The organism is Streptomyces sp. Edi4 (assembly GCF_040253615.1).
Taxonomy (GTDB): Bacteria; Actinomycetota; Actinomycetes; order Streptomycetales; family Streptomycetaceae; genus Streptomyces.
This window is the reverse complement of the sequence record NZ_JBEJGY010000004.1, coordinates 546,291-570,375: the sequence shown is the minus strand read 5'-3', so window position 1 is coordinate 570,375 and position 24,085 is coordinate 546,291. Positions and strand designations below refer to the sequence as shown.

At 71.0% G+C, this 24,085-nt stretch carries 23 protein-coding genes; 11 read left to right on the top strand and 12 right to left on the bottom strand.

Features of this window, described 5'->3' with window-relative positions; translation table 11 throughout:
- Nucleotides 1-189 precede the first annotated feature (189 nt).
- Together ABR738_RS04545 and ABR738_RS04540 are read left to right on the top strand one after the other, a co-directional pair.
- On the top strand, nucleotides 190-1,545 hold the full coding sequence (locus ABR738_RS04545; protein ID WP_350228668.1) for a cytochrome P450: 1,356 nt from the start codon (nucleotides 190-192) through the stop codon (nucleotides 1,543-1,545).
- Nucleotides 1,546-1,831: 286 nt separating this feature from the next.
- A complete protein-coding gene (locus ABR738_RS04540; protein ID WP_350234420.1) occupies nucleotides 1,832-2,692 on the top strand; it encodes an RNA polymerase sigma factor SigF in 861 nt (286 codons plus the stop codon).
- A gap of 145 nt (nucleotides 2,693-2,837) precedes the next feature.
- On the opposite strand, the gene ABR738_RS04535 is transcribed toward ABR738_RS04540, so the two are convergent.
- On the bottom strand, nucleotides 2,838-4,313 hold the full coding sequence (locus ABR738_RS04535) for an MFS transporter (RefSeq protein ID WP_502964031.1): 1,476 nt from the start codon (nucleotides 4,311-4,313) through the stop codon (nucleotides 2,838-2,840).
- 286 nt (nucleotides 4,314-4,599) lie between these two features.
- Entirely contained in the window at nucleotides 4,600-4,773 is a 174-nt protein-coding gene (locus tag ABR738_RS04530; RefSeq protein WP_350228666.1) for a CsbD family protein, read from the bottom strand.
- 196 nt (nucleotides 4,774-4,969) lie between these two features.
- Here ABR738_RS04530 and ABR738_RS04525 point away from each other — a divergent pair, with 196 nt between their 5' ends.
- Nucleotides 4,970-5,869, top strand: coding sequence for an aminoglycoside phosphotransferase family protein (locus ABR738_RS04525; protein WP_350228665.1), 900 nt, complete (start codon nucleotides 4,970-4,972; stop codon nucleotides 5,867-5,869).
- A gap of 114 nt (nucleotides 5,870-5,983) precedes the next feature.
- On the opposite strand, the gene ABR738_RS04520 is transcribed toward ABR738_RS04525, so the two are convergent.
- Entirely contained in the window at nucleotides 5,984-7,306 is a 1,323-nt protein-coding gene (locus ABR738_RS04520; protein ID WP_350228664.1) for an aldehyde dehydrogenase family protein, read from the bottom strand.
- 253 nt (nucleotides 7,307-7,559) lie between these two features.
- On the opposite strand from ABR738_RS04520, the gene ABR738_RS04515 reads away from it, so the two are divergent.
- Nucleotides 7,560-7,820: a DUF5133 domain-containing protein gene (locus ABR738_RS04515; RefSeq protein WP_350228663.1), complete on the top strand. Its 261-nt coding sequence runs from the start codon at nucleotides 7,560-7,562 to the stop codon at nucleotides 7,818-7,820.
- Between the two features lie 25 nt (nucleotides 7,821-7,845).
- Here ABR738_RS04515 and ABR738_RS04510 read toward each other — a convergent pair whose 3' ends face one another.
- Nucleotides 7,846-8,877: an Lrp/AsnC family transcriptional regulator gene (locus tag ABR738_RS04510; protein ID WP_350228662.1), complete on the bottom strand. Its 1,032-nt coding sequence runs from the start codon at nucleotides 8,875-8,877 to the stop codon at nucleotides 7,846-7,848.
- A gap of 151 nt (nucleotides 8,878-9,028) precedes the next feature.
- On the opposite strand from ABR738_RS04510, the gene ABR738_RS04505 reads away from it, so the two are divergent.
- Nucleotides 9,029-10,594 (top strand): MFS transporter, encoded by a 1,566-nt coding sequence (locus ABR738_RS04505; RefSeq protein WP_350228661.1) that lies wholly within the window; start codon nucleotides 9,029-9,031, stop codon nucleotides 10,592-10,594.
- 67 nt (nucleotides 10,595-10,661) lie between these two features.
- Here ABR738_RS04505 and ABR738_RS04500 read toward each other — a convergent pair whose 3' ends face one another.
- Entirely contained in the window at nucleotides 10,662-11,045 is a 384-nt protein-coding gene (locus ABR738_RS04500; RefSeq protein ID WP_350228660.1) for a hypothetical protein, read from the bottom strand.
- 82 nt (nucleotides 11,046-11,127) lie between these two features.
- On the opposite strand from ABR738_RS04500, the gene ABR738_RS04495 reads away from it, so the two are divergent.
- The 3 genes from ABR738_RS04495 (at nucleotide 11,128) to ABR738_RS04485 (ending at nucleotide 14,477) form a co-directional block, all read left to right on the top strand.
- A complete protein-coding gene (locus ABR738_RS04495; protein ID WP_350228659.1) occupies nucleotides 11,128-11,322 on the top strand; it encodes a CsbD family protein in 195 nt (64 codons plus the stop codon).
- Nucleotides 11,323-11,510: 188 nt separating this feature from the next.
- Nucleotides 11,511-11,864, top strand: coding sequence for a VOC family protein (locus ABR738_RS04490; RefSeq protein ID WP_350228658.1), 354 nt, complete (start codon nucleotides 11,511-11,513; stop codon nucleotides 11,862-11,864).
- Nucleotides 11,865-12,092: 228 nt separating this feature from the next.
- Nucleotides 12,093-14,477: an ATP-binding cassette domain-containing protein gene (locus ABR738_RS04485; protein WP_350228657.1), complete on the top strand. Its 2,385-nt coding sequence runs from the start codon at nucleotides 12,093-12,095 to the stop codon at nucleotides 14,475-14,477.
- Between the two features lie 150 nt (nucleotides 14,478-14,627).
- On the opposite strand, the gene ABR738_RS37700 is transcribed toward ABR738_RS04485, so the two are convergent.
- The 3 genes from ABR738_RS37700 to ABR738_RS04475 all read right to left on the bottom strand — a co-directional run bounded on the left by ABR738_RS37700 (nucleotide 14,628) and on the right by ABR738_RS04475 (nucleotide 16,292).
- Nucleotides 14,628-14,789 carry a DUF8839 family protein gene (locus ABR738_RS37700; RefSeq protein ID WP_502964030.1) on the bottom strand — a complete coding sequence of 54 codons (162 nt, stop codon included), beginning with the start codon at nucleotides 14,787-14,789 and terminating at the stop codon, nucleotides 14,628-14,630.
- Between the two features lie 182 nt (nucleotides 14,790-14,971).
- Nucleotides 14,972-15,241 (bottom strand): GlsB/YeaQ/YmgE family stress response membrane protein, encoded by a 270-nt coding sequence (locus ABR738_RS04480; RefSeq protein ID WP_350228656.1) that lies wholly within the window; start codon nucleotides 15,239-15,241, stop codon nucleotides 14,972-14,974.
- Between the two features lie 235 nt (nucleotides 15,242-15,476).
- Complete coding sequence (locus ABR738_RS04475) at nucleotides 15,477-16,292, bottom strand: polysaccharide lyase family 7 protein (RefSeq protein WP_350228655.1); 816 nt, start codon at nucleotides 16,290-16,292, stop codon at nucleotides 15,477-15,479.
- Between the two features lie 239 nt (nucleotides 16,293-16,531).
- Here ABR738_RS04475 and ABR738_RS04470 point away from each other — a divergent pair, with 239 nt between their 5' ends.
- A complete protein-coding gene (locus ABR738_RS04470) occupies nucleotides 16,532-17,158 on the top strand; it encodes a VanZ family protein (protein WP_350228654.1) in 627 nt (208 codons plus the stop codon).
- A 106-nt stretch (nucleotides 17,159-17,264) separates the two neighbouring features.
- On the opposite strand, the gene ABR738_RS04465 is transcribed toward ABR738_RS04470, so the two are convergent.
- From ABR738_RS04465 to ABR738_RS04455, 3 genes are all read right to left on the bottom strand, one after another.
- Nucleotides 17,265-17,582, bottom strand: a complete 318-nt coding sequence (locus ABR738_RS04465; protein ID WP_350228653.1) for a hypothetical protein — start codon at nucleotides 17,580-17,582, stop codon at nucleotides 17,265-17,267.
- Between the two features lie 62 nt (nucleotides 17,583-17,644).
- Entirely contained in the window at nucleotides 17,645-19,732 is a 2,088-nt protein-coding gene (locus tag ABR738_RS04460) for a SpoIIE family protein phosphatase (protein WP_350228652.1), read from the bottom strand.
- Between the two features lie 166 nt (nucleotides 19,733-19,898).
- A complete protein-coding gene (locus ABR738_RS04455; RefSeq protein ID WP_350228651.1) occupies nucleotides 19,899-20,276 on the bottom strand; it encodes a helix-turn-helix transcriptional regulator in 378 nt (125 codons plus the stop codon).
- Nucleotides 20,277-20,511: 235 nt separating this feature from the next.
- On the opposite strand from ABR738_RS04455, the gene ABR738_RS04450 reads away from it, so the two are divergent.
- Together ABR738_RS04450 and ABR738_RS04445 are read left to right on the top strand one after the other, a co-directional pair.
- Nucleotides 20,512-21,411, top strand: a complete 900-nt coding sequence (locus tag ABR738_RS04450) for an RNA polymerase sigma-70 factor (protein WP_350228650.1) — start codon at nucleotides 20,512-20,514, stop codon at nucleotides 21,409-21,411.
- A complete protein-coding gene (locus ABR738_RS04445) occupies nucleotides 21,399-21,887 on the top strand; it encodes an SRPBCC family protein (RefSeq protein WP_350228649.1) in 489 nt (162 codons plus the stop codon). The genes ABR738_RS04450 and ABR738_RS04445 overlap by 13 nt, the downstream gene beginning before the upstream one ends.
- 48 nt (nucleotides 21,888-21,935) lie before the next feature.
- On the opposite strand, the gene ABR738_RS04440 is transcribed toward ABR738_RS04445, so the two are convergent.
- Nucleotides 21,936-23,795 (bottom strand): M1 family aminopeptidase, encoded by a 1,860-nt coding sequence (locus tag ABR738_RS04440; RefSeq protein WP_350228648.1) that lies wholly within the window; start codon nucleotides 23,793-23,795, stop codon nucleotides 21,936-21,938.
- Nucleotides 23,796-24,085: the final 290 nt, after the last annotated feature.

The following is a 24,085-nucleotide window of genomic DNA, read 5'->3' as shown; positions in this document are numbered from 1 at the left end:
CACACCACCCTACGGCAGCTGCCAGGGGCCGACGCACAGGCGGGCGAACGGGGCGCGCGGGGGCGCGGGGCACGCCGTGACCGTGCGCGTCGCAGCCGGGTGTTCGCCCGCGATCCGATGCCTGTCGTGCCCGGACGGTGGGGAGGGAGCCGTTAGCTTGGCCCCACCAGCCTCATCCCGGGAGTTCCGTTGCCCGCAACCACGCTGCCGCTCAACCCCGTCCCCGGCCCCCGCGGCCTGCCGCCGCTGGGCAACCTCCTCGCCTTCGGCAAGGACCCCCTGGGGTTCCTGACGCGTCTGCGGGACGACTTCGGTGACGCCGTCACCTGGTCGCTCGGTCCCCGGCGCAGCCTGTTCATCTCCCACCCCCAGCACATCAAGGAACTGCTGGCGGCGCGCGAGGACACCTACGAGATCCTGGAAATCGGCTGGGCGTTCAGACAGATCACCGGCCGGAGCGTCATCCTGAGCAAGGGCGGCGACTGGCGGCGCAAACGCTCCCTGGTCCAGCCCACCGTCCGGCCGCGCCAGGTCCGCGCGTACGCCGATGCCATGGTCGACTGCGCGGGCGCGGCCGTCGACGGCTGGCGCGACGGCGAGCGCGTCGACGTCCGCGCGGAGATGGCGCTGATCACGCAGCGGATCGTGCTGCGCACCCTGTTCGGCAACGACCTGGGGGAGCAGGCCGGGGCGCTCGGCGAGGCCATGGACGTGGCGGAGCGGGAGGTGGGGGCGGAGGTACGTGGCATCGGGCTCTTCCTGCCCGGATGGATGCGCACGCCCGCCCGGCGGCGCCTGTTGGCCGCGGTCGAGGTCATCGACAGCGAGGTGGACCGCCTCATCGGGCAGCGGCGCGGCCGCGACCCGGGCGCCGGTGAGCGCGACGACCTGGTGACCAGGCTCCTCGCGGCCCGCGACGAGGAAGGCCGCCCGCTCTCGCTCAGGGAGGTGCGCGACGGGGCGGTCACCCTCTGGGCCGCCGGCCACGAGACCACCTCGACCGCCCTGACCTGGACCCTGTATCTGCTCTCCCGTGACCGGGCGGCCCGGGGCCGGCTCGAAGCCGAGCTCCATGAGGTGCTGGCGGGCCGGCCGCCCACCATCGACGACTACGAACGCCTCACCTGGACCCGGCAGATCATCAAGGAGGCCATGCGGCTCTACCCGCCGGTGTGGCTCATCCCCGCCGTCGCCCGAGAGGGCGCGACCCTGGGCGGCGCCCGCGTCCCCGTCGGCACCACCGTGTGGTGCAGCACCTGGACCACCCACCGCGACCCCCGCTGGTTCCCCGGCCCCGGGGAGTTCCGCCCGCAACGCTGGGGCGCCGACACCCCGGACGCCGTGCCCGACCACGCCTGGTTTCCCTTCGGCGGTGGTCCGCGTACGTGTCTGGGCGCACGCTTCGCGCAGGTCGAGGCCGCTCTCGTACTCGCCACCCTCGCTCAGCGTTTCCGTCTGGAGCTGCCGCAAGCCGAGGTGGCACCCCGCGTCGGACTGCCGCTGCAACCCGTTACGCCCCTGCTCGCGACCGTGCGGGCCAGGTAGGCCGCGCGGCGGCGAGGCGCGGATGAGGTGGCGTCAGGTGACCCCGCCGACGCGCCGAAAGCGAGCGACAGTTCGGGCCACGCGGGGCAAGGAACCGTGCGTTTCGGCCAAGTTCGGACCGGTGGGAGCTCCAGAACAATTGCTTGCACCACGCGTGCGCATGAATCGGAGCGGTCGGGGCAGACGCCTGCTTCGACAGTTCGGTGATGGTGACAAGGGAGGAACCCCCATGGCGGCGGCGCAGGTGACGAGACCGGAGCTGACGGACCGGACGGACCGGACGGGCATGCCGACGGGTTCACCCACGCACCACGGCGTGGAGGAGCTGCCGCACATCGAAGACGCGGCGAAGGTCGCTCCCCAGGACGCGCGCAAGTTGTCGAAGCTGTTCTTCGACCGGCTCCAGGTGCTCGAAGAGGGCACCCCGGAGTACCAGTACGCGCGCAACACGCTGATCGAGATGAACCTGTCCCTGGTCCGCTTCGCGGCCGGCCGGTTCCGCAATCGCGGCACCGGTGACATGGAGGACGTGGTCCAGGTCGGCACGATCGGTCTGATCAAGGCGATCGACCGGTTCGAGCTGTCGCGCGAGGTGGAGTTCTCCTCCTTCGCGGTGCCCTACATCATCGGCGAGATCAAGCGGTTCTTCCGTGACACCACTTGGGCTGTGCACGTCCCGCGCCGCCTTCAGGAGCTGCGGGTCGAGATCGCCAAGGGCAAGGAACACCTGGCGCTCCAGCTGGACCGGGACCCGACGGTGAAGGAACTCGCCGCGCACCTGAAGCTGAGCGAGGAAGACGTCATAGAGGGGCTTGTGGCCGCCAACGGTTACACCGCCGGCTCCCTCGACATGTCACCCGACGGGGAGGACGGCGGCCAGACCCCCACCGCCAAGGGCCGCACCCTCGCCGACTGCATCGGCGCCGACGACCCCGGCATGGAGAAGGTCGAGGACCTGCACTCGCTCGCCCCCTTGATGAAGGCACTGAGCGAGCGGGAACGACGAATCGTGGACATGCGCTTCGGCCAGGAGATGACCCAGGCCGAGATCGGCCAGGAGCTCGGGGTCTCGCAGATGCAGGTCTCCCGTCTGCTGTCGCGCATCCTGACCAAGCTGCGCGCCGGGATGGTCGAGGCGGGGGCGTGAACGCGCGACGCGTTCCGCGTCGAGACGCGTGAGGCGGCATTGAGACGGCACAGTTGAGGGGGCCACCCGGAAACGGGTGGCCCCCTCAACTGCGCCGTCTGTGCCGTCTGTGCCGTCTGTGCCGTCCGTGCTGTCTGTGTCGGCGTCAGCCGCGCTGCGCCGCCACGAGTTCGGCGGCCTCCTCGTCGGTGGCCACCGACGGCGGGGAACCTTCGAGGGGCTTGCGCGCCGTCTCCGTCATGACGATCGCGGCCACGAGGCCGATCGCGGCGGCAAGCATCGTGTAGAAGGCGGGCATCAGGTCGTTGCCGGTGGCGCCGATCAGTCCTTGGATCACCAGGGGCGTCGTCCCGCCGAACAGGGACACCGAGATGTTGAAGCCGATGGAGAGCGATCCGTAGCGGGCCTCGGTGGGAAAGAGCGCGGGCAGCGCCGAGGACATGGTGCCCATGTAGCAGACCAGGGCGAGGCCGAGCACCAGCAGACCGGTGAAGACCGCGACCATGCTGCCCTGCTTGATCAGCAGGAAGCTGGGGACCGCGAGCACGATGAAGGCGAGCGAGCCGCCGATGAGGACCGGCCGCCGGCCGACCCGGTCGGAGAGCCGCCCCACCGAGTTGATGAGCGCCATCAGCACGATCATCACGGCCACAATGGCCATCAGGCCGCCGGTCTCGTTGAACCCCATCGTCGAGAGGTACGTCGGCATGTACGAGAGCAGCATGTAATCGGTGATGTTGAAGGCGGCGACCAGCGCCAGGCACAGCAGCATCGCCTTGCCGTTGCCGAACAGGATCTGCTTGAGCGGAGTCTTCTCACGCTCGGCGGCGGGGACGCCCGCCTCCTCCAGCTTCTTGAAGGCCGGCGACTCATCGAGCTTCAGCCGCAGGTAGAGGCCGACGAGCCCGAGCGGCCCGGCCACCAGGAACGGGACGCGCCAGCCCCACTGAAGCATCGCGTCGTCGCTGAGCACCACGGTGAGAACGGTCACCAGGGAAGCGGCCACCGTGTAACCGATCAGCGTGCCGAACTCCAGGAAGGACCCCCAGAACCCGCGGCGCTTGTCGGGGGCGTACTCCGCGATGAACGTGGCGGCGCCGCCGTACTCGCCGCCGGTCGAGAAACCCTGGACCATGCGGCAGAGGATGAGCAGCGCGGGTGCCCAGAGACCGATCGTGGCGTAACTGGGGATCAGGCCGATGGACAGAGTCGCCGCCGCCATCATGATCATGGTCAGCGCGAGGATCTTCTTGCGGCCGACGCGGTCGCCGAGCGGCCCGAAGAACATGCCGCCCAGCGGCCGGACCAGGAACGCGGCGGCGAAGGTCGCCAGCGACGCGATGACCTGCATGGTGTCGCCGGCACCGGAGAAGAAGACTTTGCCGATGATCACGGCGAGGTAGGAGTAGACGCCGAAGTCGAACCATTCCATGGCATTGCCGAGCGCCGTGGCCTTGACCGCGCGCTTGACGGCGGCCTCGTCCGTGACGGTGATGTCGGAGCGGCGCAGGGCGGGGTTGCGCCTGCGGTGGATCGCCCGGAACAGCGGACGGTGCCGGGCGACTGCCTCCGGCTCAGGCTGATGATCCTCGGTGCTCAGCACGCGGCGTCTCTCATTCATTGGCAGGACAGAAATTGTCGAAATGGCAAAGGGGAAATAGGAAAGGGGTCAGTGGCGCGAAACAACGGCCGAGGCGCGAGGACCCGCAGCGGGGTCGCGGCACATGGCGTGGACGTGGCGCGCTCAACTCGGCGGCGATTCCGGCGGAGTTGAACGCGGTGGGCCATATTCGCCCGGTCCACTCGCGCGGTCCCGGAAGGCGGCGAGCGTGGCGCGAATTCTCCCGCGCCACGCTCGCCGCCGTATTCCGGCGCGTGCCCGGACGCCGTGCGTCCGAGGCCGCCGATCAGTCCTTGAGGGCGTCCTTCGCCTTCTCCTTGGCCTGGCGGGCGTCGCCCTTGACCTGGTCGGCGCGGCCTTCCGCGGTACGGCTGTCATCGCCCGCCACGCGGCCCATCGCCTCCTTGGCCTTGCCCTTGACCTGCTCGGTCTTCGCCTTGGCCTTCTCGTCACTCGACATGGAATGACCTCCACATGCGTTCGTCAGCGTTGTCCGACACCGGTACGCCTGGCCCATCGGGCGGATCTTAAACAAGGAGATCGTGAAAAGAGGGCCGTCTCCCATCGGCCTGTTCTCGCCCCTGACAGGCGCGGCCGGCGTGAACCCGGTGGAAAGTCGTTTGACGCGCGCCGTTGTTCGACATGGGATGGCGCCCATGAGCGCGGAGCGAACGCGACCGGGTCAACACCCCCTCGACACCGGTCACGTGAGGGAGCTGGTGGCCGGACAGTTCCCGCGGTGGGCGGGGCTGGGCGTGGAGCGCTTCGCCTCCGGTGGCACCGTCAACGCCATGTACCGGCTGGGCGACGACATGGTCGTACGGCTGCCGCTGGCACCGGGCAGTGTGGGCGATGTGCTGATGGAACAGGAGTGGCTGCCCCGGCTCGCGCCGCTGCTGCCCGTTCCCGTCCCGGACGTCCTCGGACGCGGGGAGCCCACCTCGGCGTATCCGTGGCCGTGGTCGGTGTACCAGTGGCGGGAGGGGCGGAACCCCGAGGCCGGGGCGCTGGACGACCCCGTCGCACTGGCCGGGGACCTGGCGCGGTTCGTGGCGGCGATGCGACGCGTCACGCTGCCGGGCGCGCCCGCCGCCCACCGGGGCGGACCGCTCGCCTCGCTCGACGAAGCGACCCGTAGGGCCATCGGCGAACTGAGGGGCATCCCGCAGGAGGGCATCGACTGCGACGCGGTGGAAGCCGTGTGGCGGTCCGCGCTGCGGGCCGCGCCCTGGGACGGTCCACCGGTGTGGCTGCACGCCGACCTCATGCCGGGCAACCTCCTGGTGGACGGCGGCCGGCTCGTCTCGGTGATCGACTTCGGGTGCGCGGGCGCGGGCGATCCCGCCTGTGATCTGTTCCCCGCCTGGAACCTGCTCCCCGCCGAGGGGCGCGAGGTCTTCCGGGACGCGCTCGCGGTGGACGACGCGATGTGGGACCGGGGCCGGGCGCGGACCCTCTCCCAGGCCGTCATCGCGCTGCCGTACTACCGGGAGACGAATCCGGCGATGGCCCGCAATGCCCGGCAGGTGATCCGCGAAGTGCTCGCGGATCGGTGAACGTGCCCTGACTCCACGTCACCTCGCATGCGTGCGCCGGGAGTTGAGGCGTCCCGGACAGGTCGCCGACTGCCCGGGACGCTCCCGGCGTGCCGCGCCGGTGCACTGTCGCGATCAGCCGAGCGGCTTCTCCAGGACGGACTTGCGGTGGCTGAACGTCTCGATCGAGTAGCGGCCGTGGTAGCTGCCCATGCCGCTCTCGCCGACCCCGCCGAACGGCAGGTCGGAGACGGTGAGGTGGGCGAGCGGCAGCCCGAACCCGAGGCCTCCGGAGGACGTTTCGGCGGCCAGGCGCTCCCGGGTGGTGTCGGACTCGGTGAAGGCGTACAGGGCGAGCGGCTTGTCGCGGTCGTTGATGAAGGCGATGGCCTCGTCCAGGTCCGCCACCGTGACGATCGGCAGGATGGGACCGAAGATCTCCTCCCGCATGACCGGCGACGCGGGGTCGACATCGGCCAGAACGGTCGGCGCGATGTACTTGGCGGCCCGGTCGGTGGCGCCACCCGTCACGCTGCGGCCGGAGTCGAGCAGCGCGCTCAGGCGGTCGAAGTGGCGCTCGTTGATGATCCGTCCGAACGCGTCGGATTCCTTGGGCTCGGCGCCGAAGAGCGCTTCGACGGCCCGGACGAACTCGGACTCCAGGGCGCGGGCGGTCTCCGGGTCCGTCAGGACGTAGTCGGGCGCCACGCACGTCTGGCCCGCGTTGAGGAACTTGCCGCGCACGAGCCGGTCGGCGACGACGTTGAGGTCGGCGCCTCGGTCGACGAACGCCGGTGACTTGCCGCCCAGTTCGAGGGTGACCGGCGTCAGGTGTTCGGCGGCGGCACGCATCACGATGCGGCCGACCGCTCCGTTGCCCGTGTAGAAGATGTGGTCGAAGCGCTCCGCGAGCAGGGCGGTGGTCTCGGGTATGGCGCCCTCGACGACGGCCACGGCCGAAGTGTCGAGGTAGCGCGGCAGCAGCCGGGCGATCGCGGCGGACGTGGCGGGCGCCAGTTCACTGGGCTTGACGACGACCGCGTTGCCCGAGGCCAGCGCGCCGAGCATCGGGGTGAGCAGGAGCTGCACCGGGTAGTTCCAGGGGGCGATGACGAGGACGACGCCCAGCGCGTCGAATCGCGTCCAGGCCCTCGCGTCATCGCCGAGGTGACCGGGGACGGGGGCCGGCTCCGGGCGCAGCCAGGCGTCCAGGTGCTCCAGGGTGTGGTCGATCTCGCGGATGGTGAAGTCGACCTCGGTGCGGAACGCCTCGGTGGTGCTCTTGCCCAGATCCGTGTGCAGCGCCTCGGCGAGGTCGCCGCCGTGCTCGGTGAGCAGCCGGCGCAGCCGGCGCAACTGCGTGACCCGCCACTCGACGGGCTGGGTGCGGCCGGAGCGGAAGGTGGCGCGCAGCTGGGCCACGATTTCGGCGGGCTGCTCGGGTGTGCGGTCGTTCACGGTGCCTCGCTGAATCAGTGCCGACCTGGACCGGCGGGGGCCGGCAGGTCGAGCCGAATTAGGTCGATGCATATACCAACCATTGAGGGGTGCCATTAATTTCCGCAGGGACAGAGGGTGCTCCGCGTCGCGCTCTCATCACACACGGTCATGTTCCGGGGTGCGTGATGGGGGCCGTCCGGGGCACGATGAAAGGCACCCTCGGGGGCGGCCCTTCCTTCGCGTGCTTCTTTCGTCCTTCATCCGTCGTCCGATGCCGGAGCCGATGATGCTGTCGCCCCACAGGTACGTCGTCCATGAACTCCTGGCCCTCCTGCGCAGCCGCGAACGCCGCGCCGCCCGCGCGCCGCAGGACGTGGGCGCGCGGCAGGCGCGGGACGACGCGGCGTACACGCTGTGCGTCCTGATGGGAGAGCGGTCGCTCGCGGCCGCGGTGCGGGCGGCCGAACGCCATCTCGCGCACGGCCGGTACGTGAAGGTGACGACTGTGCCGGCGACGCAGGACCCGGCCTGACGCGGTCCGCCTATGCGCGGTCCGCCTATGCGCGGGCCGCTTGCGCGCGGGCCGGCAGATAGGGGCCGGGGCCCTTGAGGGTGCGGTGGATGGGCACCGTCGCCGTGTGGCGAAGGCCCGGCAGGGTGGCCACCGACTCGGTGAGGTAGCGGTAGAAGAGCTGGGCGCTGGTGACGTCGATGCTGGCGTACAGATTGCACGTGCCGGTCACGGCGGCGGCGAAGGACACTTCGGGATGCGCGGCGATCGCGGCCCCGGCCTCGGCCAGCCGGGACGGGTCGATCTCCAGCCAGAGCGCGGCCCGGAAGTTCCGTTGCAGGACGTCCGGGTGGTACTCCACGTCGAAGTAGAGCGCCCCGGCCGTCCGCAGCTCGCTGATCCGGCGGCGCACGGTCGACTGGGACAGGCCGGTCGCGGCGGCCAGTTCCGCCGGCGCCGCGCGCCCGTCGCGGGCCAGCAGATCGAGCAGCCGGCGGTCGCCGTCGTCGAGCGTCACCACGGCGTCGGCGGCGTCCCGTCGCGGCGCGGGCGGCGGGGTGAGGGCCTCGACCTGGGCGGGCGTGAGGGGGCCGCGCTTGTTGATGGTGCTGAGATCCTGCCCGAAGTAGACATGCAGCAGACAGTGCGCCGACACGTCCAGCACCTGGGGGGTGCGCGGCAGCTTCTGGAGGAGCAGGGATTCCTCGATGCCCGGGCCGCGCGTGCGGACCGAGCAGGAGATCTCGGTGCCGCCCGAACTGAGACTGACCCAGCTGGTGTCCACGCGCCGGGCCATCGCCTCCCCGATGGACGCGGCCGCGTCCGGCGTGCACCGTACGCGTACGACCCAGGGCGAATCGCCCAGCCGCTGCGGGTCGGTCAGGCCGAGCACCCGCAGCTTTCCCGCCGAGCGAAGGCGCGACCAGCGGCGCGCGGCGGTCTGGTCGGAGATGCCGAGGGCGTCGGCGATCTCACGGAACGAGGCCCTGCCGTTGATCTGCAAGGCATGTGCCAGCGCCAGATCCTCCTGTGACAGCTCACGGTCCGCACGGCTGAGGGTGTCGAGATACGTCTTCACGCGCTCCATCATGTCGGATTCACGCAACCAGTAGCAGTCGGCGCAGGAAATCGCGTGCGCGCCCCCGAGACTCGTCCACGGGGAACACGGCGCGGCCGCACGCGCCCAGTCGGTCCCCCCTCACACGCTCGATCCGATCGGAGAACCTGACATGCGCAAGTGGTGGCCCCTTACGGCGGTCTGCCTTGGCGCCTTCATCCTGCTGGTGGACGTGACCATCGTGAACGTGGCACTGCCCAGCATGGCTGACGACCTCGACGCCTCCTTCACCTCGCTGCAATGGGTGATCGACGGATACGCCCTGGCCCTCGCCGCCCTGCTCCTCGCCTCCGGTTCCCTCGCGGACCGGTTCGGCCACCGGCGGTTCTACGTCTACGGCCTGGCCCTGTTCGCCGTGGCCTCCCTCCTGTGCGGCCTCGCCCCCAACGCCGGCGTGCTGATCGCGGCCCGCGTGGTGCAGGGCGTCGGAGGCGCCGCGATGTTCGCCACCGCGCCCGCGCTGCTGCTCACCTCGTACCAGGGCAGGGACCGGGGCACCGCGTTCGGCGTGTGGGGCGCGGCCAACGGAGCCGCCGCCGCGGCGGGACCGCTGCTCGGCGGGCTGCTCACCGAACATCTCAGCTGGCCCACCATCTTCTATGTCAACCTGCCCATCGCCGCCGTCGCCATCGTCATGACGCTCCGCGTGGTGCGCCCCGACCGGGCCCGTACGGCAGCAGAGCCGCAGGCCCGCGTCGACCTGGCCGGCGCGACCGCCTTCACCGTGGCCGCGGGCACCCTCACCTACGGGCTCATACGCGGCGGCGAGGAGGGCTGGACCGGGGCCGTGACCCTGGCGACGTTCGCCGTCACCGCCGTGGCACTTGTCGCGTTCGTGGTGATCGAGCACCGCACCGCACGCGGGGGCGGCTCCCCGATGCTGGATCTGGCGCTGCTGCGCCGCCCCTCGTTCGCCGGCCTGATGGGTGGCGCGCTGCTGTTGCAGGGCGGGGCCTTCGGATGTCTGGTGCTGGTCTCCCTGTGGCTCCAGTCCGTGGTGGGCCTCAGCCCCGTCGCGGCGGGCCTCGCCCTGACTCCGCTGGCGGCGGCGTCCTTCGTCGTCGCCGTTTTCGCGGGGCGTCACATGCAGCGGCTCGCGCCGAGGTTCCCCATCGGCGGAGGCCTGCTCCTTGTCGCGGCCGGCATGCTGCTGCTGCGGGCCGGGATGACGGCGGACGCGGGCCGGTCCGCGCTCGTGGCGGGGCTCGTGGTCGCCGGTGTCGGGGTGGGTCTCGCCACCCCGGTCCTGGTCTCGGCGGCCGCCTCCACCGTGCCGCCGCAGCGGGCGGGGATGGCGGGCGGCGCGGTCAACACCTTCCGGCAACTGGGCATGACGCTGGCCATCGCGGTCCTCGGCGCGGTCTTCACCAGCCGTGCGGCCGACACGCTGGCCACGTCCGGCACCGTTGCGGACGCCGACCGAGGCGCTGCCGCGCTGGCCGGCGGGCAGGCACAGCGTCTGGTCGAAGCGGCGCCCGGCGCCCACCGAGACGCCGCCCAGCACCTGGTGCACCAGGCCTTCGCCACCGGCCTCGACCGGGTGTTCCTGCTCTCGGCCCTCGCGGCGGCCCTCGGCGGAGTGCTCGTCCTCGCCCTGGTGCGGCCCGCTCGCGGGTCGGGCCCCGGGACGCCGTCGGCGTCGAGCCCTCACCGTGAGCCGGTGTCCTCCGGCGTGTGATCACGCGTGACGGCCTCCCGCACCGGTCACCGGTGCGGGAGGCCGTCGGCGTCAACTGCCCCGTGGCTCAGCGGGTGTGGGGCGCGACGAACACGATGACGGAGGCGACCTGCTCACGCCCGGGGTGGGTGTCCGCGCCGCCGAGTCCGTAATGGGTCTCGACGCGCTGGACGACGAGGGGATGGCCGGTGATCCACAGAGTGACGTTCTGCCCGACGGCGGGAATGGGCAACGGCCCCTCGAACATGCCCAGTTCGACCGCCTCGGCGTCGTCCGTCGCGTGGACGAACGTCATGATCTGCCGGGTGCGTGCGAAGTCCTGCTCGGAATCGACCTTCTCGCGGGCGGCGAGGGTCGCGGTGATGGCGTCGGGGAGGCTCATGGAGCCATCCTGCCCCGTCGCCGCGCACACGATCGCGCCGCCGGGGCGGATGCCGAAGGCGGCCGTCACCCGGTGGGCTCCTCATCGGGCGGATTCGCGGCATTTGTCCTAGGTTGGTGGCGTCAGTGATCCCGACCAACAGGAGTTCGCCGTGGGCGAGAGTGGCATGGACAAGGTCAAGGGCAAGGCGAAGCAAATGGCCGGCAAGGCCACCGGTAACGACCGGATGGCTGCCGAGGGCAAGACGGACCAGGCCAAGGGCAAGGCCAAGGGTGCGATGCAGGACGCCAAGGAGCGCGCCCAAGGCGCGAGGGACTCGCTGAGCGACCGGCGCGACGACGCCTGACCCGCGCCCCGTCGAGCCCCCGGCCCGCAGCGGCCGGGGGCTTCGTCGTGCCCGCCCGGCCTCGGCGGGCCGCCCCGCGCCCTCCCGTGAACCGATCAGGAATCAAGAAGCGGGCCTCCTGAGCCGTGACTAACGTGGCGGACACGACACACCGGGGGCCGCCGGGACCCACGACATCAGGAGTGACCATGACCAGCTCAGCCACGCGGGGAATCAAGACCGTGCTGCACCCCGTGACCGACCTCGCCGCCGCCAAGGCGGTCTACACCGCGCTGCTCGGCGTCGAGCCGACGAGCGACGCGCCGTACTACGTGGGGTACGAGGCCGGGGGCCAGCAGATCGGTCTCGTACCGAACGGCGCGGACCAGGGCATGACCGGCCCGCTGGCGCACTGGCACGTGCCGGACATCGAGGCCAAGCTCGCCGAGGTGACCGCCGCCGGAGCCAAGGTCAAGGACCCCGTCCGCGACGTGGGCGGCGGCCGTCTGGTGGCCACCTTCACCGACCCCGACGGCAACGTCCTCGGCCTGATCCAGGACTGAGGCCTGATCCAGGACTGACCGGCGGTGGACCGGAAGATGGGCCGCGCCACTCCCGGCCGCGAGAGTGGCGCGCGGCCCGTCCGTCCGTGGACGCGGCCCGTTGCCGGGTCCGCGCCGAGGACGTAGAACCGTATCCACCGCACGCAGGCCGGCCGGTCGCGCCGGGCGGCGACACCGGGCGGAGCCCACGCACGAGGCTTCGCCGAACAGATGGAGAAGACGAGAAGCATGGCCCCCAGGACGAAGCCGCGGTCGTCCGCGCCGCACGCCGCCGACAGCCACGACCTGATCCGCGTGCACGGCGCGCGCGTGAACAACCTCAAGGACATCAGCGTCGAGATCCCCAAGCGCCGCCTCACGGTGTTCACCGGGGTCTCCGGCTCGGGCAAGAGCTCGCTGGTGTTCAACACGATCGCCGCCGAGTCGCAGCGGCTGATCAACGAGACGTACAGCGCGTTCGTGCAGGGTTTCATGCCGGCCCTGGCCCGGCCCGAGGCCGACGTGCTGGACGGCCTGACGACCGTGATCACCGTGGACCAGCAGCGCATGGGCGGCGACCCGCGCTCCACGGTCGGCACCGCCACCGACGTCAACGCCATGCTGCGCATCCTCTTCAGCCGCCTCGGCAAGCCCCACATCGGCTCGCCCAAGGCCTTCTCCTTCAACGTCGCCTCGATCAGCGGGGCCGGCGCGGTCACCGTGCGGCGTGGCGGCCAGGAGGTGAAGGAGCGACGCGCCTTCAGCGTCACCGGCGGGATGTGTCCGCGCTGCGAGGGCCGGGGTTCGGTCACCGACATCGATCTGACGCAGCTCTACGACGACACCAAGTCGCTGAGCGGCGGCGCCTTCACGATCCCCGGCTACACCGGCGGCGGCTGGAACTCCCGGCTGTACATCGAGTCGGGCTTCTTCGACCCGGACAAACCGATCCGTGACTTCACCAAGAGGGAGCTGAAGGACCTCCTTCACCGTGAGCCCACCCGCATGAAGATCGCGGGCATCAACATGACGTACGAGGGCCTGATCCCGCGCGTCCAGAAGTCGATGCTGTCCAAGGACACGGACTCGATGCAGCCCCACATCCGGGCGTTCGTCGAGCGGGCGGTCACCTTCACCGTCTGCCCCGAGTGCGACGGCACCCGCCTCAACGAGGGCGCCCGCTCCTCGAAGATCAAGCGGAAGAACATCGCCGACCTGTGCGCCATGGAGATCAGGGACCTGGCGGAGTGGGTCGGAGGGCTCAAGGAGCCTTCGGTGGCCCCGCTGCTCACCGCGCTCCTCGCCACCCTCGACTCCTTCGTGGAGATCGGCCTCGGCTATCTTTCACTCGACCGCCCGGCGGGCACCCTGTCCGGCGGTGAGGCGCAGCGCGTCAAGATGATCCGCCACCTCGGGTCCTCGCTGACCGATGTCACCTACGTCTTCGACGAACCCACCATCGGCCTCCATCCGCACGACATCCAGCGGATGAACGAACTCCTGCTGCGCCTGCGGGACAAGGGCAACACCGTGCTCGTCGTCGAGCACAAGCCGGAGACGATCGCGATCGCCGACCACGTCGTCGACCTCGGCCCCGGCGCCGGGACCGGCGGCGGCACCGTGTGTTTCGAGGGCACCGTCGAAGAGCTGCGCACCGGCGGCACCATCACCGGCCGCCACTTCGACGACCGGGCAGCGCTCAGGAAAACGGTCCGCCAACCCACCGGCACCCTGGAGATCCGAGGGGCCCGGGCGCACAACCTGCGCGACGTCGACGTGGACATCCCGCTCGGCGTGCTCACCGTCGTCACCGGCGTCGCGGGATCCGGCAAGAGCTCACTGGTGCACGGATCCATCCCGGCGGGCGAGGGGGTCGTATCGGTGGACCAGAGCCCCATCCGCGGTTCGCGGCGCAGCAACCCGGCGACCTACACCGGGCTGCTCGACCCCATCCGCAAGGCGTTCGCCAAGGCCAACGGCGTGAAGCCGGCGCTGTTCAGCGCCAACTCCGAGGGTGCCTGCCCCACCTGCAACGGCGCGGGCGTCATCTACACCGACCTCGCGATGATGGCGGGGGTCGCCACCACCTGCGAGGAGTGCGAAGGGAAGCGGTTCCAGGCGGCGGTGCTCGACTACCACCTCGGGGGCCGCGACATCAGTGAGGTGCTGGCGATGTCGGTGACCGAGGCGGAGGAGTTCTTCGCCTCCGGCGCCGCCGCCACCCCGGCCGCGCACCGCGTCCTCACCCGGCTCGCCGACGTCGGGCTCGGCTATCTCAGCCTCGGCCAGCCGCTCACCACCCTGTCCGGCGGCGAGCGTCAGCGGCTCAAGCTCGCCACCCACATGGGCGACAAGGGGGGTGTGTACGTTCTCGACGAGCCGACGGCGGGGCTCCACCTGGCGGATGTCGCGCAGCTGCTCGGCCTGCTCGACCGGCTCGTGAACTCCGGCAAGTCGGTCATCGTCGTCGAGCACCACCAGGCGGTCATGGCCCACGCCGACTGGATCATCGACCTCGGTCCGGGCGCGGGCCACGACGGTGGCACCGTCGTCTTCGAGGGCACACCACGCGATCTCGTCGCCGCGCGCTCCACTCTGACGGGCGAACATCTGGCGGCCTACGTGGGCCATTGACCACCACCCCTCGGGGGAGTCCTCGGGGCCACCTCATGTCACGCACCGCGACCCGCCCCCGGCCACCCACAAGGTGTCTCGGTCGGGGACGGGTCGCGATGGCGCGAACCGAACGGGAGAGGCGCCCAACTCCCGTGAAAGAGAAGGCGGTTACGCCGCCTCGTCGCGCCGCTCGACCACGAGGAACGCGTCGCTGTCCAGGTCCATCACGACCGTGGCAGCCCGGCCACGCCTCCTGAGCTGAGCCGCCAACTCCTCGGCCGGCCATGACCCACGCGGTCCACCAGCGGGAAAACGCCCAAGTACCGACATTGAAGCAGCCTCCCTCGAAACCTCGCCCGCCCTGCGTGCGGAACTCCCAGCGGTATCCGTCCGCCTGCCCCGGAACGGCCCGGTCATGCACGGGGGTTCGCCGAGACCGAGGAAGAAGTACGCGGCTGCTCCGTTCGGGGGCCAGGCGGCGGGGCCGGCGGCCGATGGGCTCGCGGGATCCGTCAGTTGCGGCTGCGGTTGCCGATGATGAGGCGGTAGAGCGCGAGGACGATGACCGAGCCGATGATGGCGGCGATCCATGTCGAGAGGTGGAAGAAGCCCTTGATGGAGTGGACGTGGAAGATGACCTTGCCGAGCCATCCGCCGAGCAGACCGCCGATGATGCCGATGATCATGGTGACGACGCAGCCGCCCGGGTCCCTGCCCGGCATGAGGGCTTTGGCGATGGCGCCGGCGAGAAGGCCGATCAGGATCCAGGCGATGATGCTCATGGCGCGTTCCATCCCAACGTCGGTGGGCCCGCACCGCCACGGCGGCGGTACGGGCGATGAAGTGTTCCGGGTGGCCGGGGCCCTTGGCGGGCCGGGGGCCTTGTCGGGAAGAGTGCCCGGGTCGGCGACCGTTATGCCACTCGGGTCGGCCATTGGGGGGTCGGCGCCAGGGCCCGGCGTCATGGCCCGGGAACGGGATCCGTGGCGGGGTCCATGGCGGGATCCATGGCCCGGTTCAGCCGTGGGATACGGACAGCCTGGAGAACGCCACGCGCGCGCCCTTGGCCGTGCTGTCCGATGACGACTGGTTGTAGGAGCCGGCCTTGAAGTACTGGCGGTAGCCGTCGAAGGAGGACGGGATCGGATAGTGCGTGGTGCTCCCGTCGACCGTCAGATCGATGGTGTGGCCTCCCGAGACGCCGATCGTGTAGCTCCATGGCGTGCCCACCGCCACCTTGCCCACCGTGTGGAGTGTCTGGCCGCCCGAGGGTGACCGCTCCATCCCGAGGGCGATGTCGCCGTTGGAGTGGTAGTACAGCTCGATCAGCGGTTTGGCGGAGGAGCCGCCCGTGCCCAGGTGGATCTGGCCGACGCACACGTTCGAGGTCACCGACATCACGCGCAGGGTCGCGCTCAGCCGGTGGTTGCCGCTCAGCGTCCAGTTCGCGGGGCTGCCGTCGCGGTTCATCTCGCGCAGCTCGGAGCGGGCGTAGTGCGAGTTCGGCGTGGTGACACCCTTCTCCGGCGCCCAGAACGTCATCGCTCCGTCGTGCGGGTCGCTGTAGAAGTACGCGTCCTGGTAGCCGCCCGCGCCCTGGAGCCGGGACGAGGGGATTGTCCTGGGCGATCCGGGGGAGCCCACCGGCTCCTGGAGCTCCCACCCGGAGAGGTCGAAGTCACCGCCGGGAGCTGCGGCCACGGACTGCGCGACGGGGACGGCGGGGGTCTCAACTGGCGCCCAGTGCACGTCAGTTGAGGCGGGAAGGGTAAGGGCCAGGCCGGCGAAGACTACGGCTGCGGTGAGGGAGAGGAGCGGCGGGTGTATGCGCATGGAGGCCTTCCCGTCGGGAGGGGTGAACCGTGTTGGGCGGACGGTGCCGGCCGGAGTGGGCTCGACCGTTCGCTGTTCACGATGATGAACGTGGTGCCTGGACGTGAACGGGGAAACCGTAGGGCTCCGCCCTGGGCCCGTCAAGAGATCCGTACGGCAACGGATCCGTACGCCGTGCGCGGCGAACTGCCCCTCAGGTCGGCCGCGTTGGCGCGGGGGCGCGGGGTACCCGGCACGGCATGGGACCAGAACCTCGACTCCAACGGCGTACCTGGCGCGCGGCGACCGCGCGCGCCGCCATCCTTGTCGTCGGCTTCGTCTGCATGGTGGGCTTCGCGGTGATGCTGGCAAGGGCCACTCTCGTCCCGTCGCCGGGATCCGTGCGCTTCACCCACACCAATCTGCGGCCGGGTGATTCGATCCGTGCCTACTTCGCCCAGCCCGACTGGCGGGACACGGTGAAGCAGGTCGGCGGCAACATCGTGCTCGGCATGCCGTTCGGGGTGCTGTTGCCGGTGCTGTTTCCCCGGACCCGGGGTCTGGTGCGGGTGGTCCTGATGACCGCGTTCGTGATGCTCACCGTCGAGACGGCCCAGGGTCTGCTGATCACGGGCCGCGCCTTCGACATCGACGACGTCATCCTCAACTCGCTGGGCGCCTTCGCCGGTTACCTCATCCTGGGCCGACGCCTCGGGCGTGCCCTGTATCCCCGGCGCCACCACTGGTGGCAGCGACGGCCGGCGGAAGAGGTCGCCGCGCCGGATGGGGAGGCCGCGAAGGAGACGGGCGGCGCGCCGGTCCTGGCCGGCGGGTCGAGGCCGCGCCTGCCGGCGATCCTGCGCGGCGTGCGCAAGCCGGCCCCGTGATCATGCCCGGAATACCGTCACCCCTGGCGATCCCGGCCCCCTGAGGGCCCGGCCCCGGGTTGTCGCGTGCGCGCCGCGTCGCCGGCGGCGCGCACGCGAGATGACGTCACTCGGTGGTGATGCCCGTGATGACCGCGTCGCCGAGCGGGGCCTCGTCCTCGGCGTATCCCGCCGCCCGCAGCGCGGCGGTGACCGTCTGCCGGGCGTCCCGCTCGGCGGTCACGGTGTCGTCGGCCTCGACTTCGAGGCGCACGCTGAAGGCCGAGGAACCGCTGTAGAAGGTGAGCATGTCCAGGTCCTCGGCCTCACCCAGGCGGGTGCCGCGCGGATCGCCGGGGCGCAGCGCGCGTTCGAGGGTCTGCGTGGCCTCCTCGGTGCGCTCGCCGAGGAGGGTTCCGGGGATGGTTACGACGTAGGTGGTCATAAAGGTAGGGGGTGCCCAGCAAGCCCCCTTCGTACACCCTGCGCAGGGGTGTGAAGACCCGTTCAGGACGGTCGGCGTGAGGGCGTGACCTGGGCCATGAGCAGCGCGATGTCGTCGTGGCGCTGGGGCGGCGGCAGCGCGGCGAGCAGCCGGTCGCAGGTCGCCTCGAGCGGCAGACGGTGGTGGGTGAGCGCGTCTAGCAGAGCCCGCAGCCGGTCGTCGATGGGCTGGTCGCGAGTCTCCACAAGGCCGTCGGTGTACAGGACGAGCCGGTCGCCGGGGGAGCAGTCGATGGTGGTGGCGCGGAAGGGGACGCCGCCGACGCCGAGCGGGGCCCCGGTCGGCAGGCGCAGCAGGCGCGGAGCGCGGCCCGGGCGGTCCCAGATGGGCGGCAGATGACCCGCGAGGGCGATGCGGCACTCCGCGCGGTGCGGGTCGTAGACGGCGTACACGCAGGTGGCCGTGGTCTCGTCGAGTTCACCGGTGATGCGGTCGAGGTGGTGCAGGACGTCGGCGGGGTCGAGGTCGAGGCCGGCCAGGGTGCGGGTGGCGGTGCGCAACTGGCCCATGGTGGCGGCCGCGTTGATGCCGTGGCCCATCACGTCGCCGACCACAAGGGCGGTCTTGTCGCCGGCCACCGGGATGGCGTCGAACCAGTCGCCGCCCGCCTCCCCGATGGCGGCGGCCGGCTGGTAGCGGTAGGCCACGTCGAGCCCGATGGGCTGAGGCGGCTGACGGGGCAGCAGGTGGCGTTGCAGGGAGAGCGCGGCGTGGCGCTGCTGCTGGAACCAGCGGGCGTTGTCGATGCAGACGGCGGCCCGGGTGGCCAGTTCCAGGGCGAGGACGGCGTCGTCGTGGGTGAAGGGCTGCGGGTTGCGCGCCCGCTTCAGGTCCAGGGCGCCGAGCACTTCGCCCCGGGCGATCAGCGGGACCGCCAGATAGGAGTGCAGTCCGGCCCCTGCGAGCAGCCCTGCGGCCTCCTCGTCCCGGGCGATGTTGACCAGATCGCTCGGTCCCACATGGCTGACCAGGACGGGTCTCGCGGTCGTGACGCACCGCGTGACCAGGCGCTCGGCGTTGTAGTTCGCGATATTGCCCGGGGTGTCGGCGGCGCGCAGCGCGTCGGTGGGGTAGGCGGCGGCGACCGCCAGGGCCCGGATGGCCACGGGCCCGGGGCCGGGCTCCTCGCCGCCCGCGCGGCCGTCGAGGACGGAGTCGAGCAGGTCCACCGCTGCGATGTCCGCGAAGTCGGTCACCACGAGGTCCGCCAGTTCGTGGGCGGTGCGGTTCAGGTCGAGAGTGGTGCCGATGCGGACCGTGGCCCGGGCGATCAGGTCGAGGCGTCTGCGCGCCTCTGCGGCCTCGTTGGCCGCGTGGTACTGGTCGCTGACGTCCACGATGGAGATCGCGACGCCCAGCACGCGCCCCGCGGAGTCCTCCAGTCGGTAGTACGACACGTTCCAGGCGTGCTCGGTCGGGTCGTCCGGGGTCCGCCCGATCGCCGTCTGGTCCAGGAGCGGCACCCCGGTCTCCAGGACGCGGCGCATCGCGGACTCGATGGAGCCGGCGTCGAGGAACGGCAGCGCGTCCTGGACCGTGCGGCCCATGTGCTCCCCGGCCGGAACGCCGTTGATCCGCGCGAGGGCCGGGTTGACCAGCACGTACCGCAGCTCGGTGTCGAGCACCGCGAGTCCGATCGGGGACTGCGACACCAGCCGCACGGACAGGGCCAGGTCGCGCTCCACGGCCCGGACGGTCGGCTCGTCGGTGGCGATCCCCAGCGCGTACAGGCCACCGTGGTCGTCCTGGAGCCGCATGTTGCGGAACTCCACCATCCGCGTACGGCCGTCCTTGTGCCGGATGGGGAAGACACCGGCCCAGGTGCCCCCGCCGCTCATCACCCGGGCGAACAGATCCAGGACGAGCGGGCGGTGCTCCTCGGCCACCAGGAGCTTCGCGGCGGACCGGCCGAGCGCCTCCTGGGCGTCCCAGCCGAACAGATCATGGGCCTGCGGGCTCCACAGCGCGATCCGGCCGGTCTCGTCCAGCACTATGGCGGCGACGCCGAGCACGTCGAGCAGGCCGCCGGGCTCGGAAGCGGCGACGCGCAGGGGCCCCAGCCGCTCCCCGGACACCTCGGATGCGTTCATCGTCGGCCCTTCGTCAGCCTGCCTGCCCGATACCTCACTCCTGTCCCAGCGCCTCCACCATCTTCTCCCGGCGCGGCCCGGTTGGCAGTCCATGGGAGGCGGGAGAATCGGGGCGCGCTCGGCGGGCGGCCCCGGTGCGGCCGCCCGGCGAGGGCGCGGGCACGGCCTAGCCGGACCGGCCGGATTCCGCCTGCGCCCCCTGCCCGGACGCAGGTGACCAGGGCCGGGGCTGCTTCTCGCGCTGTTCGTCGTGCCGGGCCAGGACGCCGAGCAGCGTGGCGACGGTCAGCCCGGCCTCGGCGGGGTGTCTCAGGGGGTTGCGCGGTTCGATGCGGTAGGTGTTGGAGCGGCCCTGGCGGGTGTGCGAGAGGTATCCCGCCTCTTCCAGATCGGCGATGATCCGCTGAACGGCGCGCTCGGTGAGTCTGCAATGCGCGGCGATGTCGCGTATGCGGGTCGATGGGTTGTCGGCGATCGCGGCCAGCACGCGGGCGTGATTGGTCAGAAACGTCCAGCCCGCATACGGCTCAGGTACGGCACCCATTCCCCGAGGGTATGACGGGGCATTCACGCAAACAAACGGGGGAAAGCCACGTCGTGGTTCTTCGGACGCCGGATCGCCGCGAGGGCGGGGCCCCCGGCGCGTGACCGTGTGAAGCGGATCACATCGCGAAGGTGTCACGTTCCGGCGGGCCAGGGGTGTCTCGATGGGCATGAACGGACGGGGAAGGGCGGTCGGGATGCCGGAGTACGCGTGCGGCGCGGCGGGGGAGCGGGCCATGGCTGAGGATGCCTTCACCGAGCACCGCGCGCTGCTGTTCACGATCGTCTACGAGATCCTGGGCAGCGCCGCCGACGCCGAGGACGTACTCCAGGAGAGCTACCTGCGGTGGAGCGGGGTGGAACCGGGGAGCGTGGAGCACCCGCGCGCCTATCTGGTGCGTGTGGTGACCCGGCAGGCCCTCAACCACCTGCGCAAGGTCAAGGCCCGGCGCGAGGAGTACGTCGGCACCTGGCTGCCCGAGCCGATCCGCACCGACCCCGCCGTGAGCGAGGACGCGGTCCTGGCCGAGTCGGTGTCGATGGCCCTGATGCTGGTCCTGGAGACGCTGAGCCCGACGGAACGCGCGGTGTTCGTGCTGCACGACGTGTTCGGCTACACCCACGGCGAGGTCGCCGCTTCGGTCGGCAAGACGGAAGTGACGGTCCGTCAGATCGCTTATCGGGCCCGGCGGCACGTCCACGCGCGGCGCCGGCGCTTCGAGCCCGAATCCGAGGCCTCCCGCGAGATCGTGCGGCGGTTCCTGCTCGCGACGTCCGAGGGCGAGATCCAGGGCCTGATGGACCTGATGGCGCCCGACGTCGTCCAGATCGCCGACGGCGGCGGCAAGGTGTTCGCCGCCCGCCGTCCGGTCACCGGGCACGCCGACGTGGCCCGGTTCGTGCTCGGGGTGGCCCGCACCAGCATCACCGCGACGACCCGGATCGAGCACGCCACCTACAACGGCATGCCGGCGGCCCGGTTCCTCAACGACGGCGAACTCGACTGGCTGGTCGCCTTCGAGATCCACGACGGCAAAATCACCGGCCTCTACGCCATGCGCAACCCGGACAAGCTGCACCGTGCCGACGCGGTGCGCACACTCGACAGAGGAGAACAGCGACCATGGAGACCATGACCGCGGAGCGCGTCATCGCCGCCCCCATCGAGGACGTCTTCGCCTGGCTCACCACGACCACCAACTACACGCGCTCGCCCCTGGTGGTGCGCTGCCGGCTCACCCGGCGCGGCGCTTCGGCGCCCTACGGCGTCGGCGCGGTGCGCAGCCACCTGTGGATGATCGGCTGGCTCAGGGAGCGCATCACGCGCTACGAGGCGCCGTACACCACGGAGTACGTCGTCGAGCGCAGTGTGCCGCCTTCGCGCCACGAGTTCGGCGGCATGACGTTCAGCGAGGTCGAGGGCGGCACCCGGGTGGTCTGGACGACCCGCGCCGAAATGGTGATGCCCGTGGTGGGGCCCTTCCTGACCCGGGCCGTGGTGGCGCCGATGATCACGCGCTCCTTCGACAGCATCCTCGCCGCGGCCGACGCCGCGCTGACCCGGAAGCCCCGCGCCGGGCGGAACATGACGGACCAGCGGCGCCGGGCGTGAGAGAGGGGCGAGCCCGCCGGGCTCGCCCCTCTGCGGTATGACGGCCCGTCAGCCGTCGATGCGGTGCTGGGTCCAGAACGAGGTCAGGTCCGTGGCTGTGGCCGCCTGCGCGGCCGCCTTGAACTCGGCCGTGGTCGAGACGCCGTACCAGTGCGACGTGGCGTAGTCCTTGAGGAGCTTGGCCATGGCCGTGTCACCGAGGACGCGCCGCAGGTCGTGCAGGGCGCACTTGCCGTAGCCGTAGACGACGGTCGAGTACCGGTCGGAGTGCGCGTCCCAGTAGGCCATCGAGTTGGTGATCTTCTCGGCGGACGACGCCCAGGAGACGCTGTTCCAGCAGCCCGTGCCGGTCTTGTTCTGCGCCAGGTCGGTGGAGTAGTCGGCGAAGGCCTCGTCGAGCCAGGGGTTGTTGTACTCGTCGTCGCCGACGATCCCGTACCACCACTGGTGGCCTATCTCGTGGGTCAGCGCCGTGGTGGAGACCAGGTCGAGGACGAAGCCGGGGTACTCCATGCCGCCGAACCAGTAGTTGTTGTCGATCACCGCGTCCAGCTCGCCGTAGGGGTAGGCGCCGAACCGGGCCGCGTGGGTGTCCACGGCCGACTTGGCGGTGGCGAGCATCGACTGGGCGTCGGATGAGCTGATGCCGGACACGGAGTAGATGTTGATCGCCGTGCCGGCGGGCGAGGTGCCGGAGATCTTGCTGAAGGGGCCGGCCGCCCAGGCGAAGTCGCGGACCTTGGACGCGGTCGCCGTGGTGATGGTGCGGCCGCTGGATCCGGGAGTGTCGACCGAGGTGCCCGTGGCCGGGACCAGCAGGCCGCTCGGGTGGTCCAGGGTCACCTTGAAGTCGGCGGCCAGGGAGTAGAACGACTCGCCGTTGTTGGTGTACGGGTCGAGGTGCCAGCCCGCCGCGTCGCGGATCGCGAGCACGGGCAGGGCGTTGCCGATGTTGCTGAAGGCGCCGTCGGCGCCGAAGCGGTCGGCGCCGTCGGGCACGCTGATGCCCAGGTCGAAGCCGATGGTGGCGGACTGTCCCTGGGACAGCGGCGCGGGCAGGGTGACCTTGAGAGCCGTGCAGTCGACGGAGAGGTCACCCGCCGTGCCGCCGGTCACGCCGCTGACCGTGATCGGCATCGCCGAGCAGGAGCCGTGGGCGTTGTCCCACAGCCGCAGGTAGACCTCACTGAGCGCGGTGGCGGAGGCGTTGGTGAAGGTCGCGCTCTCGCGCCCGCTCCACTGGGTGCCGCTCGTGTCGCTGCTCAGGTTGACGGTGTACGCGGGTGAGGCGGGCGTACGGGTCGAGTCGCCGGGCGGGGTCGTGCCGCCCGAGGTGTCGAGGGCGATGTCGTCGAGGACGAAGCTCGTCTGGAGGCTCGAATCCTCCTTTCCGGTGAAGGACAGGCTCACGGTCTGCCCCGCGAACCCCGACACGTCGAAGGACTTCTGTACGTATCCGGTGTTCTTGTCGAGGTTGGAGTACGTCGCGAGCGTCGTGCTGCCGATCTTCGCCGTGAGCTTGTCGTACGCGGTCGACGAGGTGGTCTCCGCGGTGTCGATGTGCAGCCAGAAGGTGAGCTTGGCCGAACTGCATCCCGAGGGGATCGTGACGCTCTGGGAGAGGGTGTCGGTGTGCGTGCTGCCGACGCCGTCGAGCCAGGCGAAGCTGCTGCCGCCGTGCGCGCTCTCGCCCGCGCGACTGGTGATCACGCTGCTGGACGACTGGGTCCACGGTGAAGTGCCGCTCTCGAAACCGCCGTTGGCGACCACCTGCGCCGGGGTGCACGCGGCGGCGCGGGGCGCGGTGGCCGGCGCGGCCGACGCCGGCGTGGCGGGCAGGGAGACGGCTGCCAGCGCGGCGACCGCGCAGGCGGTCACCGCGAGGGACTTGTGGGGGGTGGGTCTCACACGGAACTCCTTGGAGAGGGCCGGGATGCCGGCCGGCTCGGTGGCCCCCGCGCGGCTTGGGTGCGCCGCGCGGGGGCCTCGGACGGTGTGCGGCGGGCGCACGATCGCTGAGGTGAGAGTTCATCGGCTGTCTTCCTGCGGTCAGGGCGGCAGCCGTGGGGCAGCTTGGCAGGTATGACCGGTCCATGCCAAGGGATCCCCGGCCACAACCCCGCGCGGACGGGGGTGGTTTGACAGGCTCACGCCCTGAAGACCATGATTCCACTAGTTGACTAGTGGAATCTTTCGCG

What these genes read in the sequence shown, in the direction of transcription:
- ABR738_RS04460 (WP_350228652.1), bottom strand. Translation starts at nt 19,732, where the DNA reads ATGAACGCATCCGAGGTGTCCGGGGAGCGGCTGGGGCCCCTGCGCGTC.
- ABR738_RS04445 (WP_350228649.1), top strand. Translation starts at nt 21,399, where the DNA reads ATGGAGACCATGACCGCGGAGCGCGTCATCGCCGCCCCCATCGAGGAC.
- ABR738_RS04540 (WP_350234420.1), top strand. Translation starts at nt 1,832, where the DNA reads ATGCCGACGGGTTCACCCACGCACCACGGCGTGGAGGAGCTGCCGCAC.
- ABR738_RS04485 (WP_350228657.1), top strand. Translation starts at nt 12,093, where the DNA reads ATGGCCCCCAGGACGAAGCCGCGGTCGTCCGCGCCGCACGCCGCCGAC.
- ABR738_RS04535 (WP_502964031.1), bottom strand. Translation starts at nt 4,313, where the DNA reads ATGAATGAGAGACGCCGCGTGCTGAGCACCGAGGATCATCAGCCTGAG.
- ABR738_RS04490 (WP_350228658.1), top strand. Translation starts at nt 11,511, where the DNA reads ATGACCAGCTCAGCCACGCGGGGAATCAAGACCGTGCTGCACCCCGTG.
- ABR738_RS04475 (WP_350228655.1), bottom strand. Translation starts at nt 16,292, where the DNA reads ATGCGCATACACCCGCCGCTCCTCTCCCTCACCGCAGCCGTAGTCTTC.
- ABR738_RS04480 (WP_350228656.1), bottom strand. Translation starts at nt 15,241, where the DNA reads ATGAGCATCATCGCCTGGATCCTGATCGGCCTTCTCGCCGGCGCCATC.
- ABR738_RS37700 (WP_502964030.1), bottom strand. Translation starts at nt 14,789, where the DNA reads ATGTCGGTACTTGGGCGTTTTCCCGCTGGTGGACCGCGTGGGTCATGG.
- ABR738_RS04505 (WP_350228661.1), top strand. Translation starts at nt 9,029, where the DNA reads ATGCGCAAGTGGTGGCCCCTTACGGCGGTCTGCCTTGGCGCCTTCATC.
- ABR738_RS04515 (WP_350228663.1), top strand. Translation starts at nt 7,560, where the DNA reads ATGCCGGAGCCGATGATGCTGTCGCCCCACAGGTACGTCGTCCATGAA.
- ABR738_RS04525 (WP_350228665.1), top strand. Translation starts at nt 4,970, where the DNA reads ATGAGCGCGGAGCGAACGCGACCGGGTCAACACCCCCTCGACACCGGT.
- ABR738_RS04530 (WP_350228666.1), bottom strand. Translation starts at nt 4,773, where the DNA reads ATGTCGAGTGACGAGAAGGCCAAGGCGAAGACCGAGCAGGTCAAGGGC.
- ABR738_RS04455 (WP_350228651.1), bottom strand. Translation starts at nt 20,276, where the DNA reads ATGGGTGCCGTACCTGAGCCGTATGCGGGCTGGACGTTTCTGACCAAT.
- ABR738_RS04465 (WP_350228653.1), bottom strand. Translation starts at nt 17,582, where the DNA reads ATGACCACCTACGTCGTAACCATCCCCGGAACCCTCCTCGGCGAGCGC.
- ABR738_RS04450 (WP_350228650.1), top strand. Translation starts at nt 20,512, where the DNA reads ATGGCTGAGGATGCCTTCACCGAGCACCGCGCGCTGCTGTTCACGATC.
- ABR738_RS04470 (WP_350228654.1), top strand. Translation starts at nt 16,532, where the DNA reads ATGGGACCAGAACCTCGACTCCAACGGCGTACCTGGCGCGCGGCGACC.